This window comes from Streptomyces violaceorubidus, assembly GCF_000717995.1.
Classification (GTDB): Bacteria; Actinomycetota; Actinomycetes; order Streptomycetales; family Streptomycetaceae; genus Streptomyces; species Streptomyces violaceorubidus.
On record NZ_JODM01000012.1, the window covers coordinates 93,552 to 106,971 of the forward strand.

Sequence of the window (13,420 nt, forward strand, 5' to 3'; positions counted from 1 at the left end):
CGCCCTGGTTCGAAGAGTCCGGCGGTGAGAGTTCCTGGCTCCCGGGGCTTCCTGTTCCCCGGTCACAGTGGCGGGACCGCGCCGGATTCGCACCGGGCTTCCTCTCCTGCCGCCGTAGATGGCCCCGGAAGTCCACCACGCCCCGCGAACACCCGTCAACCTGGCGTTGACCTGCGACGGGGGAGTGTGCGAAGGCCCACACACGAGTGGTGTGCGCCGGGCGCGCGAAGGGGCGGGGCGCGGAACGGTTCGAGTCCGTTCCACGCCCCGCCCCGGCGTATACGCCCGTGGCCCGGGCGAGGCTCAGGCGACGATCAGATAGATCCCGTACGCCACCGCCGCCGTGCAGGCCGCGAAGCACGCGTACGCGCCGGTGACCGCGAGGGTCGCGGAGCCGCCCTCGGCGGTGGCCCGCTCCTGGCGGGAGAGGCCGACGATGCCGAGGGTGAACAGGCCCACCAGGGTCACCGTGACCACGAGGCTGACGCCGAAGACGGAGCCGAGGGCTGCCCAGTCGATGCTCATGGAGGTTCGCTTCCTTCGTACCCGGGACGCGGGCTCAGACGGTGGTGGCGGCCGAGGGGGCCTTGGGGTCGGGGGTGGCGGCGGGGGCCGGGAGGGTGGCCGCCAGGTCCTCGGTCACGCCCGCCGGGGGCGGGGACACGGCGGCCATCGCCGTGGTGACCACACCGGCCGGCTCCGGCTCCTGGGCGCCCGCCGTGTCGTCGTCGACGACGTTGGTGTGGTCGACGACCTCGCGGCGGGAGATCCGCCAGATGGCGAAGCTGGACGCGATCAGGATCACCGCGACGAGTGCCGTGCCCCAGTCGCCGAGGCGGCAGATCCACTCGGCGAGCGCGGCGACCACGGCCGCGGCCGGCAGCGTCAGGCCCCAGGCGACGAACATCCGGGTGGCCGTGGACCAGCGGACCACGCCGCCCTTGCGGCCGAGGCCCGCGCCCATCACCGCGCCGGAGACCGAGTGCGTGGTGGACAGGGAGAAGCCGAGGTGGGAGGAGGCCAGGATGACCGTGGCGGCACTGGTCTGGGCGGCGAAGCCCTGCTGGGGCTGGAGGTCGGTCAGGCCCTTGCCCATGGTGCGGATGATGCGCCAGCCGCCCAGGTAGGTGCCGAGCGCGATGGCCAGACCCGCGCTCAGGATGACCCACACGGGCGGGTCGGAGTCGGGGGCGAGGGAGCCGCCCGCGATCAGGGCGAGGGTGATGATGCCCATGGTCTTCTGGGCGTCGTTGGTGCCGTGGGCCAGCGAGACCAGACCGGCGGAGGCGATCTGACCGGCCCGGTAGCCCTTCGCGGCGGCCTTGCCGTCGGCCTTGCGGCCCAGCGTGTACGTCAGCCGGGACGCGAGCATCGCCGCGACCCCGGCCACGATGGGCGCGGCGACCGCCGGGAGGAGCACCTTGGTGACGAGCACGTCGCCGTTGACCGCGCCGATGCCGGCCGAGGCGACGGCGGCACCGATCAGGCCGCCCAGCAGGGCGTGGGAGGAGCTGGAGGGGAGCCCGACCAGCCAGGTCAGCAGGTTCCAGAGGATCGCGCCGACCAGGGCGGCGAAGATGACCTCGGGACGGATGCCGGTCTCGTCGACGAGACCTTTGGAGATCGTGTTGGCGACCTCCACGGAGAGGAAGGCGCCTACAAGGTTGAGGACGGCGGACATCGCCACCGCCACCTTGGGCTTGAGCGCACCGGTCGAAATGGTCGTTGCCATCGCGTTCGCGGTGTCGTGGAAACCGTTCGTGAAATCAAACGCGAGTGCGGTTACCACCACAATCGCGAGGATCAGCGAGAAGCTTTCCATTTACCCAGGCAATCGTTCGAGGTCGTTGGCGCGACGAACGTAGGTAACCAGGGTGAACGGAAGATGAACTGAGCAGGGCATCACGGTGACCGGAAGCGGTGTCGGAGCGTCCCTCTGCGTGCCCGCTCCGGTGCTCTCCGGAGACGTCCCTGGCAGGATCACCGCGAGGCCGTTCGGCGACGGGACGTGAGGGGCGCGCGGGCGCTCCGGAGGAGAGGCTGACTGTGACGCAATCGCGGGCTGGGACCACGGAGTCGGCCACGGAGTCGGCCACTGGCTCGGCCACGGAGTCGGCCACCGACTCGGCCATGGAGTCGGCCTGGGGGGAACTCGTCGCGACGGCCCGGCGGACGGTGGCCGACGGGCTGGTCGTCGGCACCTCCGGCAACGTCTCGGTGCGCGTCGGCGACACGGTCCTGGTCACCCCGTCGGGTGTGCCCTACGACCGGCTGACCCCGGGCGACGCGACCGGCGTCGACCTGGCCGGACGGCGGGTGCTCGGCACGCTGGTCCCCACCAGCGAACTGCCCATGCACCTGGCCGTGTACCGCGCCGACCCCGGCGCCCGGGCCGTCGTCCACACCCACGCCGTGCACGCGACCGCGGTCTCCCTGCTCGTCGACGAACTCCCGCCGGTGCACTACATGACCGCCGCGCTCGGCGGCCCCGTCCGGGTCGCCCGCTACGCGGCCTACGGCACCGACGAACTCGCCCGCGCCATGCTCGACGCCCTCGCCGACCGCACCGGCTGCCTGCTCCGCAACCACGGCACGGTCACCTACGGCACCTCCCTCGACCAGGCCTACGACCGCACCGCCCAGCTCGAGTGGATGTGCCGCCTCTGGCTGACCGCCTCCTCGGTGCCGGGCCACTCGCCGTCCCTGCTGACACCGGACCAGCTGGCGGAGGTGGCCGAACGCCTCCGGGGATACGGGCAGCACGGCTGACGCGGGATGCGTGCCGGGCGGCTGCGCGGGTACCGGCCACAGGACAGGAGGGTCTCGTCACCCCCCGTCACCCGTCCACTGGCCGCCCGAGGACTCCAGCAGGAGACTGGCCCCATGCGCACTGTCACCGCAGCGGCAGCAGCCGCCGTCACCGCAGCTCTGGCGACGGGGGCGGCGAGCGTCGCCGTCGGCCGGCTCGCCAGCGACGCGGCGCTCAAGGCGCCCCCCGGCCGGCCCCTGCCCACCGAGCCCCGGCTCACCGTGCACGGCACCGCCGCCGGGCAGATCACCCTCACCCGGGACCTGGCCGCACTGCGCCCCGGCCGGTACGGGCTCGCCGGTGACGGCTCCCACGCGGTCGTCGGCCCCGTCCTCGGCACCGCCGAACACGGCGCCGACACCGTCGTACGCCGCCTGGAACGCGTCACGCACGGCACCCTGGAGACCGGTGACCGGGCGTGGTTCACCCCCAACCTGTACGTCGGGAACCCGGGCACCGCCCTCGACCTCGAGCACGCCGACGTCGAGGTCCCGGGGGAACTCGGCCCGCTCCCGGCCTGGTTCCTGCCCGGGGCCCGCCCGACCTGGATCATCGCCGTGCACGGCCTGGCCGCCACCCGCGAACACGCCCTGAACCTGATCGCCCCGCTGCACCGCCGCAACGTCCCGGTGCTCGCCCTCGCCTACCGCGGCGACGTCGGGGCACCGCCCTCGCCCGACGGCCTGCACCACTTCGGCGAGACCGAGTGGCGCGACGTGGACGCGGCCGTCCGCTACGCCCTCGACCACGGCGCCCGCCAGGTCGTCCTGCTCGGCTGGTCCACCGGCGCCACCATGGCCCTGCGCACCGCAGCGCTCTCCGGCGTGCGCGAGCGCATCGCGGGGCTCGTCCTGGACTCCCCGGTGCTCAGCTGGGAGACCACCCTGCGCGCCCTGGCCGCCGCCCGCCGCACCCCCGGCGCGTTCCTGCCGCTCGCCGTCCGGGCCGCACAGGGCCGCGCCGGGCTGCACGCCGACCGGGACACGGGCACCGCGGGCCTCCACCGCCCGGCCGTGCCCACCCTGATCTTCCACGGCCCCGGCGACGCGGTGGCCCCCTGGCGCCTCTCCCGCCGCCTGGCCGACACCCACCCGCGCCTGGTCGCCCTCCACACCGTCCGGGACGCCCCGCACGGCGCCATGTGGAACGCCGACCCCGCGGACTACGAGGAGACCCTCCGCCGCTTCATGACCCCGCTGGTGTGATCCCGTCCCGCGGCCCCCTCGTGCGCCCCCGTGACGCCTGTCCCCGGGTGGGGCGAACCGGTTCCGTTTAGCGGCGCGGCACTGGCCTGATCCGGTGCCCCGGCAGCGCGCCCGGCCCCCTCCTCCACCGTCCCAGGAGGCCGCCGGGGCATTCCGTTTGGGTTTTCGGACCGTCAACCGGAAGACTGCACCCGTGACGTCCCGTATCCCGCGCGACTCCAGGCTCCGACTCGTCCGCCCGCGACCCCTGGCCGCCGCCCCCCAAGCGATGAACCAGCGGCGTCCGCGCCGCCCCGCGCCGCGCCCCCCGGAAGGCACACCGGCCCGGTCGGAACTGGCCGGAATGGCGCGCTCCGGTCTTGCCGACGCGGCCCGCGTCGCCCGCTGGGCCGACTCCGCACTCGGCCCCGGCAGCGCGACCGCCGACGGCAAGGCCACCCTGTCCGAGGCCACCGCCGACCAGGCGGCCCGCGAACTGGGCCTGCCCGTGGCCAAGGTCCGCGCCGACTGGGACACCGCACGCCTCGCCGGACTGGTCGAGGTGCACGGCGGCACCGCCCGCCCCGGCTGGCGGCTGCGCGCCTGGAACCGCGACGACAGCGCCGTACTGCGCGGCTGGGTCGCCCTCTTCGACGCCTGGTCGCTCGCCCACCCGGAGCCCGCCGGGCAGGAGCCCGCCGCGGTCGCCGAGGTCGTCTCCGCGATGCCCCAGGTGCTCTCCTTCCTCCAGCTCTCCGCCGGGCCCGTCCCCGTGGAGCAGCTCCTGGACCTGCTGGAGCAGCGCGTCACCGAACTGCGCACCGAGCGCTGCGAGGTGCCCTACGGCCCCCGGCTCGAACCGGGCACCCCGGGCGCCGAGCCGGCCCCGGCCCCGGCCCCGGCCACCGACACGGCGCTCGCCCCGCTCCTCGACTGGGCCCTGCACGCCCTCGCCTCCGTCGGCGCACTCACCTGCGGCGACGGCCACGCCACGCTCACCCCGCTCGGCAGCTGGGCGGTCTGGGTCAAGCTGGAGCAGATCTGCGTCGCCGCGCAGAGCCCCGCCGGCAACATCGAGCAGTCCGCCGAGGGCATGCTGCGCGGCTGCGCCCAGCTCCGTCCCAACGCGGCCCGCGCCGAGTACCGCGCCTGGCTCGCCGCCCGTCCCGTCGGCAGCGCCGTCGCCGAACTGCTCGGGGCCGCCCGCGGTGAGGACGCCCTGCTGCGCGGCCTCGCCTTCGAGGCGCTGCGCGTCGTCGGGGCCCCCGCCGAGCCCGACGTCCGCGGCGTCCTCGACGAGCCCACCCTCAGGCCGTACGCCCTGCTGTGGCTGGCCGAGCACGACGGCGCCGACCCCGAGGACGCCCACGAGGTCCTCACCCGCACGGAGGCCACCTGGCTGTGGGTCGACACCGCGGCGGCCGTCGCGGACCACGGGGAGGCCCCGCTGCTGGTGCGGCACCTGGAGTCGGCCGTGCAGGCCACCGTCCCGGCCCTGCTGGACGAGGTCCGCGCGGTCGGCCACCCCCGCACCGTGCAGGTGCTGGTGGCGCTCGCCGCCGCGCACCCGGACCCCGCGCTGGCCAAGGCCGTGCGCCGGGCGGCCTTCCAGGTCCACACCGGGGGCAGCTGACCGGCCGGCCCGGGCCGACCGACCCGGGGGACGAACCGCCGGAGGCTACCCGCCTGCCTCCGGCGCGTACGTCCCGAAGCTCCAGACGTTGCCCTCCAGGTCGCGGGCCATGTAGTCCCGCGAGCCGTAGTCCTGGTCGGTCGGGGGCATCAGGATCTCCGCGCCGTGCTCCACGGCCCGCCGGTGATGGGCGTCGACGTCCGCCACCACCACGTACACCCCCGCGGGGCCCCCGCCCTTCATCGCCTCGTCGAAGCGGCCGCCCGTGCCCTTCGAGCCGAGCATGACCACGCCGTTGCCCTGGGCCAGCTCGGCGTGGGCCACCGAGCCGTCCGCGCCCTCGTACACCGCGCGCGCGGTGAAGCCGAAGGCCCCGGTGAGCTGCCGGATCGCCGCCCGGGCGTCCGCGTACCGGAGCGTCGGGCAGATGTCCGGACGTCCGACCTCGTTGCCTGCCATGCCGACCACCTCCTTGTGAGCCGGTTGCCCGTGGTGCTTTGGGCCCTTTCGACCAGTCTTCCACCGGCCACCGACAACGCTCGCGGCGAAAAGTGCTTGCACGGCCCCGTTAGACTGGCCCCCATGGCCTTTCTCCTCGTGCTCGTGCATTAGAGCGGCGGGAACCTCCACAGCCGCCCATCCCGCCCACACCCGCCCAGGAGTCTGACCGTGATCTCCGCCTCCGGCATCGAGCTGCGCGCCGGTGCCCGTGTCCTCATCGAGAGCGCCACCTTCCGCGTGGCCAAGGGCGACCGCATCGGCCTGGTGGGCCGCAACGGCGCCGGCAAGACCACCCTGACCAAGGTCCTGGCCGGTGAGGGCCAGCCCGCCGCCGGCGCCGTCACCCGCTCCGGCGAGGTCGGCTACCTCCCGCAGGACCCGCGCACCGGCGACCTCGACGTGCTCGCCCGCGACCGCATCCTGTCCGCCCGCGGCCTGGACGTCCTGATCCGCAAGATGCGCGAGAACGAGCAGCGCATCGCCAACGGCCAGGGCGCCACCCGCGAGAAGGCCCTCAGGCAGTACGAGCGCCAGGAGACCGAGTTCCTCACCAAGGGCGGGTACGCCGCCGAGGCCGAGGCGGCCACCATCGCCGCCGCGCTCAACCTGCCCGACCGGGTGCTCGGCCAGCCCCTGCACACGCTCTCCGGAGGTCAGCGCCGCCGCATCGAGCTGGCCCGGATCCTGTTCTCGGACGCGGACACCCTGCTGCTCGACGAGCCGACCAACCACCTCGACGCCGACTCGATCGTCTGGCTGCGCGACTATCTGAAGACCTACCGCGGCGGCTTCATCGTGATCTCCCACGACGTCGACCTGGTGGAGACGGTCGTCAACAAGGTGTTCTACCTGGACGCCAACCGCTCCCGGATCGACGTCTACAACATGGGCTGGAAGCTCTACCAGCAGCAGCGCGAGGCCGACGAGAAGCGCCGCAAGCGCGAGCGCGCCAACGCCGAGAAGAAGGCCGCCGCCCTGCACTCGCAGGCCGACAAGATGCGCGCCAAGGCCACCAAGACGGTCGCCGCGCAGAACATGGCCCGCCGCGCCGACAAGCTGCTCTCCGGCCTGGAGGCGGTCCGCCAGTCCGACAAGGTCGCCAGGCTCCGCTTCCCGGAGCCCGCGCCCTGCGGCAAGACGCCGCTGACCGCCGAGGGGCTGTCGAAGTCGTACGGCTCGCTGGAGATCTTCACCGACGTCGACCTGGCCATCGACAAGGGCTCCCGGGTCGTCATCCTCGGTCTCAACGGCGCCGGCAAGACCACGCTGCTGCGCCTGCTCGGCGGCGTCGAGAAGCCCGACACCGGCCAGGTGATCGAGGGCCACGGCCTCAAGCTGGGCTACTACGCGCAGGAGCACGAGACCCTCGACCCCCGGCGCACCGTCCTGGAGAACATGCGCTCGGCCAACCCCGACCTGGACCTGGTCGAGGTCCGCAAGACGCTGGGCTCGTTCCTGTTCTCCGGCGACGACGTCGACAAGCCCGCCGGTGTCCTCTCCGGCGGCGAGAAGACCCGTCTGGCGCTGGCCACCCTCGTGGTGTCCTCGGCGAACGTGCTGCTCCTCGACGAGCCCACCAACAACCTCGACCCGGCCAGCCGCGAGGAGATCCTCGGCGCGCTGCGCACCTACAAGGGTGCCGTCGTCCTCGTCACCCACGACGAGGGCGCCGTGGAGGCGCTCCAGCCGGAGCGGATCATCCTGCTCCCGGACGGCGTGGAGGACCTGTGGGGCGCCGACTACGCGGACCTCGTCGCCCTCGCTTGACCGAATGGATGATCCACTGGTGATGGATCATTCGGCCGATCCGTGATCCACCATCTGTGTGAGATCTCCTCATCAAGAGGTGTGTCCTACATCGATTTCGCGGCCGGGCCCCCTTTGCCGGGGTCCCGGCCGCGACGCCTTTCTGACCTGGAACGACGCGGAGAAACCCGATCGGCCGAACGCGGCCGATTCTCTGGAATCAACGATTCCGTATGTGGGGGCACGCTCCTGTCGTCACATCCCTGCCTCATCGACCTTGCCGAATGGGTGGCCATGAGGGCCGGGAGGGGTGATCATGAGGAGTACCAGAGCGCACTTCCCATGAGGAGGCACGGGTGGCCGAGACTCTGAAGAAGGGCAGCCGGGTTACCGGCGCCGCGCGCGACAAGCTCGCGGCAGACCTGAAGAAGAAGTACGACGGCGGTGCGAGCATCCGGGCGTTGGCCGAGGAAACCGGCCGCTCGTATGGCTTTGTGCACCGCATGCTCAGCGAGTCGGGCGTCACGCTCCGAGGGCGTGGCGGGGCTACCCGGGGCAAAAAGGCCACTTCGGCCTGACACCCCGGCGGCCCCTCGACTCCGAAAGTGACGGTGGCCACCCGGTCGGTCTTCCGGCCGTCCGGGTGGTTACTGTGCAGTCACTCAGCCCTGCCGTCGCACGGCGCACCGTCCGGCGCGCGGCGGGGACGACCACCGCACCTTTCGGAGGCGCCCCATGGCTTCGCCCGCCCAGGACCCCGTACCCGCACTCGACCAGGACGGCGTGCGGCTCACCGTCGACGACGCGATCGCCACGGTGACGCTGACCAACCCGGCCAAGCGCAACGCGCAGAGCCCCGCTCTGTGGCGGGCGCTCGCCGAGGCCGGTCGGCTGCTGCCGGGCTCCGTCCGCGCCGTGGTGCTGCGGGCCGAGGGCAGGTCCTTCTCGGCCGGGCTCGACCGGCAGGCCTTCACCCCCGAGGGCTTCGACGGCGAACCGTCGTTCATCGACCTCGCGCGGGGCGGCGACGCCGAGCTGGACGCGACCATCGCCGAGTACCAGGAGGCGTTCACCTGGTGGCGGCGCAGCGACCTGGTGTCGGTCGCCGCCGTGCAGGGGCACGCCATCGGGGCGGGCTTCCAGCTGGCCCTCGCCTGCGACCTGCGGGTCGTCGCGGACGACGTGCAGTTCGCCATGCGCGAGACCAGCCTGGGCCTGGTGCCGGACCTGACGGGCACGCACCCCCTGGTGTCCCTGGTCGGGTACGCCCGTGCGCTGGAGATCTGCGCCACCGGGCGCTTCGTCGCGGCCGAGGAGGCCGTGAGCACCGGCCTGGCCAACCTCGCCGTGCCCGTGGACCAGCTCGACCCCGCCGTGCACGACCTGGTGTCCGCCATCCTGGCCGCACCGCGCGACGCGGTCGTCGAGACCAAGGCGCTGCTCCAGGGCGCCCTGACGCGGGACCACGAGGCCCAGCGCACCGCCGAACGGGCGGCGCAGGGACGCCGGCTCCGCGACCTGGCGGGGCTCGGCGAGTAACGGCGCCGACGGCCTCTCAGCCGACGTCCGTCACCACCACCGCCACCGACGGCCGGTCCGGCAGCGCCTCGGAGACCACCGCGCGGACCCGCCGGGCCACCTCGACGGCCCGGTGGTCAGCGTGCACCGCCAGCTCCACCCGTACATGGCGGCGCGACAGCGCCCCTTCCTCCGCCGGCGGCTCCGTCACGTGCACCGGACGGCCCAGCACGCCCGTCAGCCGCGCCACGCCCGGCACCGCCAGCGCGGCCCGGGCGACGCGCCCCTCGTCGCCGCCGCCCCCGCCTTCGGCATCCCCCTCGCCGTCCGCCTCCTCGGGCCCGTCGGAGGGTCCCGGCCCGGGTCCGCCGCCCGCCTCGGGGGCCTGAGTCCCGTCGAGCAGGCCGGTCACCCGCAGGTCCACCTCCGGCGCCGCGAGGCCGATCCGCGCCGCCGCCTGCGTCAGCGCGGCCCGCAGGCGCGCGGCCGTCGCCGGCAGGGGCTCCGCGGCCGCAGCCGGCCCCACCACCGCCGCGAAGTCGGCGCTCACCCGCAGCGGGCCGGGCGGCAGCGCGCCCGGCGGGGACGGCACGGCGGGTTCCTGTGCGTCGTCCGGGTCGGCCGAGCCGATCCGCAGGTCACCCGGACGCACCCCCGTCACCTCCCGGGCCGCCGTGAGCAGCACGTCCCGGGCCGCCCGCTCGGCGATCCACGCGCCGTCCCGCGGGCCGCCCAGCGGCAGCAGCCTGCCGAGCCCCAGTTGCTCCCGCACCGCCCGCGTCCATCGGTCCGCCGTAGTCATTCCTCCAGCCTGCCGCATCCACGGCGCGGGGCGCCGCAACCCCGCCTAACGTGGACATCAGGACTACGACCGAAAGGGACGTATGGCGATGAGTGACATGGAGAGCCACCGGAGCGGGCAGGACACGATCGAGACCTCCGGAACGGCCAAGGGCCAGACGATTCGGCGCGGTGGCGGAGACCCCGGCACCCGGGGACGGACCACCATCGCCGACGGAGTCGTGGAGAAGATCACCGGAATGGCGGCACGGGACGTCGCCGGTGTGCACGCGATGGGCAGCGGGATGTCCCGCACCTTCGGCGCCGTGCGCGACCGGGTGCCCGGCGGGACCAAGTCCGGAGTGACGCGCGGGGTGAAGGCCGAGGTCGGCGAGAAGCAGACCGCCCTCGACCTGGAGATCGTCGTCGAGTACGGCGTGTCGATCGCGGACGTGGCCCGCGACGTACGGGAGAACGTGGTGGCGGCGGTGGAGCGGATGACCGGCCTGGAGGTCGTCGAGGTCAACATCGCGGTGACCGACGTGAAGCTGCCCGACGAGGAGGACGAGGAGCCGGAGCCCCGGATCAGGTGACGCGGACGCCGGCCGAACGGTGGAGGAAACAGTGATTGAGGGGAGCGCGCCATGAGCATGGCCGTGGTCGGCATGATCGCCGGCATGGCACTGGGCTTCGCCGGATACTTCGGCGGATTCGGTGCTTTCCTGCTGGTGGCGGCCCTGGGAGCCGTCGGGTTGGTCGTCGGCCGCCTGCTGGAGGGAGACATGGAACTCGGTGACTTCTTCCGCAGCCGCAGCGACCGGCGGCGGTGACCGGCGTGAGCGACGCGGTCGGTGAGCTCCTCGAACCCCTGGCCCGCGTGGCGCCGGGCGAGCGCGGTGCCACGCGGATCGCCGACCGGGTCGTCGCCAAGGTCGCCGCGCGGGCGGCGCGCGAGGCGCTCGGCCCGCTCCACCCGGACGCCGCACGGCCGTACGCCACCGTCGACGTCCACCACGACACCGCCCGCGTCCGGGTCCATCTGGAACTCGACTACCCGTGCGACATCGGCGCCCGCTGCGGCCGGGTGCGTCACCAAGTCGTCCAGCGGGTACGTGCGTTGGTGGGCATGGCGGTGCCGGAGGTCGCCGTCCAGGTGGAGCGGCTGCACCTGTCGGCGGAATACGGTGCGAGGCACGGGAGGACGCGATGAGCGAGCCCCAGGGCGCCGGGACGGGAGAGGGCAGCACCCAGCGGCTGCCCGTCGTGGAACGCGGCGAGCAGCCGGGCACGGCCCCGCCCCCGGAGCAGCACGGGCCGGACCTGCCGGAGACGTCCGGCGGCGGACGGGCCGGCCGCTTCTGGTCCGCGCGGCGCGTCCCCGCCGGCATCGTCGCCCTGCTCCTCCTGCTCCTCGCCGGGGCCTTCCTCTACGACGTCGTCGCCGTGCGCGCCGGCCGGTCCGCGCTGGGCTGGCGCCGCGACCTGGCCCGGCAGCTGGCCGAACGGCCCGTCGACGACACCTGGGTACTGGTCGGCGCGGGGGTCGCCGCGGCCCTCGGGCTCTGGCTGCTCCTGCTGGCCCTCACCCCCGGACTGCGCCGGGAGCTGCCGATGCGCCGCACCCACCCGGACGTACGCGCCGGGCTGCACCGGGACGCCGCCGCCACGGTGCTGCGCGACCGGGCCATGGAGGTCTCCGGGGTCCAGTCGGCACGCGTGCGGATGCGCCGCCGCAGGGCCCGCGTACGGGCGCTGTCGCACTTCCGGGAACTGGACGACGTACGGGCCGATCTGGACGGCGTGCTCGACGACGCGGTGCGCGGCCTCGGCCTGGCCCGGCCGCCCGCCGTCTCGCTGCGGGTGGCGCGACCCGGACGGAAGGGGTGAGCGCGGTGCTCAGGACGGTGAACCGGGTACTGACCGGACTGGCGGGCCTGATCCTGCTGGCTGTCGGCGGCGCGGTGCTGGCCGTGGGCTTCGACGCCCCCGCGCCCTCCTGGTGGGTCCACCAGGGGCCGCACGACATGCTGCTGAGCGACGCCGAACGGACCCGGTGGCGGGACGCCGGCTGGTGGTGGCCGGTCGTCATCGCGGCCCTCGCCGTCCTGCTGCTGCTCGCCCTGTGGTGGCTGGTCGCGGTGGTACGGCGCCGCCGGCTCACCGAGGTCCTCGTCGACACCGGGGACGGCGAGGGTGCCTCGCTGCGCGGCAGGGCGCTCGAGGACGTCCTCGCCGGTGAGGCGGACCGGGTGGACGGGGTCGAACGGGCCGGCGTGCGGCTCACCGGCCGCCGCGACGCCCCGGCGGCCCGCGTCCGGCTGCTGCTGGCTCCGCACGTGGACCCCGGCACCGCCCTGCACGAGCTGACCACCGGGGCCCTGACCCACGCCCGCCGCTCGGCCAACCTCACGGCCCTCCCCGCGGAGGTCCACCTCCGGGGCGTCAAGCACGGGGCGGAGCGGGTCAGCTGAGGGCTGGGGAGCCCGGGAGGCTCTAGAACCCGTGCCGCACGCCGCCGTCCACCGGCAGCATCACACCCGTGATGTACGACGCCGCGGGGGAGAGCAGGAACGCGGACGCGCGGCCGAACTCCTCCGGGGCGCCGTAGCGGCGCAGCGGGATGCGGGACTCGGCGGCCGCCCTGGTCGCCACCGGGTCGGCGGACAGCCCGTCCAGCTCGCGCACCCGGTCGGTGTCCACGCGGCCCGGCAGCAGGCCGACGACGCGGATGCCGCGCGGGCCCAGCTCGTCGGCGAGGGACTTGGCGAAGCCCGCGAGCCCGGGGCGCAGGCCGTTGGAGATGGTCAGACCCGGGATCGGCTCGTGCACCGAGCCCGACAGCACGAACCCGATCACCCCGCCCTCCGCCAGCTCGGCCGCCGCCGTCCGGGCCAGCCGCACCGCGCCGAGGAACACCGACTCGAATGCCGACTGCCACTGCTCGTCCGTGGTGTCGGCGACGAACCCGGGCGGCGGCCCGCCCACGCTGATCAGTACGCCGTCGAAGCGGCCGAAGCGCTCACGTGCGGTCGCGACCAGTCGCCCGGCGGTCTCGGGGTCGGCGTTGTCCGCGGCCACCCCGACCGCGTCCGGCCCCAGTGCCGAGACCGTCTGCGCGACGCTCTTCTCGTCCCGCCCCGTGACGACCACCTTCGCCCCGTCGGCGACCAGCTCGCGCGCGGCGGCGTTGCCCAGGCCCCGGGTGGCTCCCGTGACGACGTACACCCGGTCCTTCAGTCCAAGATCCAT

General features: G+C 74.2%; 16 protein-coding genes and 1 riboswitch. Of the genes, 11 read left to right on the plus strand and 5 right to left on the minus strand.

Annotated elements, in window-relative coordinates:
* Positions 1–6: 6 nt before the first annotated feature.
* Positions 7–152: riboswitch (cobalamin riboswitch) on the minus strand.
* 151 nt (positions 153–303) lie between these two features.
* On the minus strand, positions 304–525 hold the full coding sequence (locus IE94_RS0117095) for a hypothetical protein (RefSeq protein ID WP_030184804.1): 222 nt from the start codon (positions 523–525) through the stop codon (positions 304–306).
* 34 nt (positions 526–559) lie between these two features.
* A complete protein-coding gene (pitH, locus tag IE94_RS0117100) occupies positions 560–1,822 on the minus strand; it encodes a low-affinity phosphate transporter PitH (protein ID WP_030184806.1) in 1,263 nt (420 codons plus the stop codon).
* 224 nt (positions 1,823–2,046) lie between these two features.
* Between pitH and IE94_RS0117105 the strand changes: the two genes are divergently transcribed.
* The 3 genes from IE94_RS0117105 to IE94_RS0117115 all read left to right on the plus strand — a co-directional run bounded on the left by IE94_RS0117105 (position 2,047) and on the right by IE94_RS0117115 (position 5,626).
* Positions 2,047–2,769, plus strand: a complete 723-nt coding sequence (locus tag IE94_RS0117105; RefSeq protein WP_030184808.1) for a class II aldolase/adducin family protein — start codon at positions 2,047–2,049, stop codon at positions 2,767–2,769.
* Between the two features lie 114 nt (positions 2,770–2,883).
* Positions 2,884–4,014, plus strand: a complete 1,131-nt coding sequence (locus IE94_RS0117110; RefSeq protein ID WP_030184810.1) for an alpha/beta hydrolase family protein — start codon at positions 2,884–2,886, stop codon at positions 4,012–4,014.
* Positions 4,015–4,207: 193 nt separating this feature from the next.
* The gene (locus tag IE94_RS0117115; protein WP_209441072.1) at positions 4,208–5,626 is read left to right on the plus strand and encodes a hypothetical protein; all 1,419 of its coding nucleotides are present in this window, start codon (positions 4,208–4,210) and stop codon (positions 5,624–5,626) included.
* Between the two features lie 45 nt (positions 5,627–5,671).
* Here IE94_RS0117115 and IE94_RS0117120 read toward each other — a convergent pair whose 3' ends face one another.
* Positions 5,672–6,085: a VOC family protein gene (locus IE94_RS0117120; RefSeq protein ID WP_030184819.1), complete on the minus strand. Its 414-nt coding sequence runs from the start codon at positions 6,083–6,085 to the stop codon at positions 5,672–5,674.
* A gap of 210 nt (positions 6,086–6,295) precedes the next feature.
* Here IE94_RS0117120 and IE94_RS0117125 point away from each other — a divergent pair, with 210 nt between their 5' ends.
* From IE94_RS0117125 to IE94_RS0117135, 3 genes are all read left to right on the plus strand, one after another.
* Positions 6,296–7,894: an ABC-F family ATP-binding cassette domain-containing protein gene (locus IE94_RS0117125; RefSeq protein ID WP_030184820.1), complete on the plus strand. Its 1,599-nt coding sequence runs from the start codon at positions 6,296–6,298 to the stop codon at positions 7,892–7,894.
* Positions 7,895–8,229: 335 nt separating this feature from the next.
* Entirely contained in the window at positions 8,230–8,451 is a 222-nt protein-coding gene (locus tag IE94_RS0117130) for a helix-turn-helix domain-containing protein (RefSeq protein WP_030184821.1), read from the plus strand.
* 157 nt (positions 8,452–8,608) lie between these two features.
* Positions 8,609–9,412, plus strand: coding sequence for an enoyl-CoA hydratase/isomerase family protein (locus tag IE94_RS0117135; RefSeq protein WP_030184822.1), 804 nt, complete (start codon positions 8,609–8,611; stop codon positions 9,410–9,412).
* Positions 9,413–9,428: 16 nt separating this feature from the next.
* On the opposite strand, the gene IE94_RS0117140 is transcribed toward IE94_RS0117135, so the two are convergent.
* Entirely contained in the window at positions 9,429–10,193 is a 765-nt protein-coding gene (locus IE94_RS0117140) for a hypothetical protein (protein ID WP_030184825.1), read from the minus strand.
* 88 nt (positions 10,194–10,281) lie between these two features.
* Here IE94_RS0117140 and IE94_RS0117145 point away from each other — a divergent pair, with 88 nt between their 5' ends.
* The 5 genes from IE94_RS0117145 to amaP are packed head-to-tail and all read left to right on the plus strand — an operon-like array spanning position 10,282 to position 12,642.
* On the plus strand, positions 10,282–10,764 hold the full coding sequence (locus IE94_RS0117145; RefSeq protein WP_030184829.1) for an Asp23/Gls24 family envelope stress response protein: 483 nt from the start codon (positions 10,282–10,284) through the stop codon (positions 10,762–10,764).
* A 51-nt stretch (positions 10,765–10,815) separates the two neighbouring features.
* Entirely contained in the window at positions 10,816–11,001 is a 186-nt protein-coding gene (locus tag IE94_RS0117150) for a hypothetical protein (protein WP_030184832.1), read from the plus strand.
* Entirely contained in the window at positions 10,998–11,381 is a 384-nt protein-coding gene (locus IE94_RS0117155; protein WP_030184835.1) for a hypothetical protein, read from the plus strand. Before IE94_RS0117150 ends, IE94_RS0117155 begins: the two co-directional genes overlap by 4 nt.
* Positions 11,378–12,058 (plus strand): DUF6286 domain-containing protein, encoded by a 681-nt coding sequence (locus IE94_RS0117160; protein ID WP_030184837.1) that lies wholly within the window; start codon positions 11,378–11,380, stop codon positions 12,056–12,058. Before IE94_RS0117155 ends, IE94_RS0117160 begins: the two co-directional genes overlap by 4 nt.
* Positions 12,055–12,642, plus strand: coding sequence for an alkaline shock response membrane anchor protein AmaP (amaP, locus tag IE94_RS0117165; RefSeq protein WP_030184843.1), 588 nt, complete (start codon positions 12,055–12,057; stop codon positions 12,640–12,642). The genes IE94_RS0117160 and amaP overlap by 4 nt, the downstream gene beginning before the upstream one ends.
* 22 nt (positions 12,643–12,664) lie before the next feature.
* Here the strand turns inward: amaP and IE94_RS0117170 are convergent, their stop codons facing one another.
* Positions 12,665–13,420, minus strand: a complete 756-nt coding sequence (locus IE94_RS0117170; RefSeq protein WP_030184845.1) for an SDR family oxidoreductase — start codon at positions 13,418–13,420, stop codon at positions 12,665–12,667.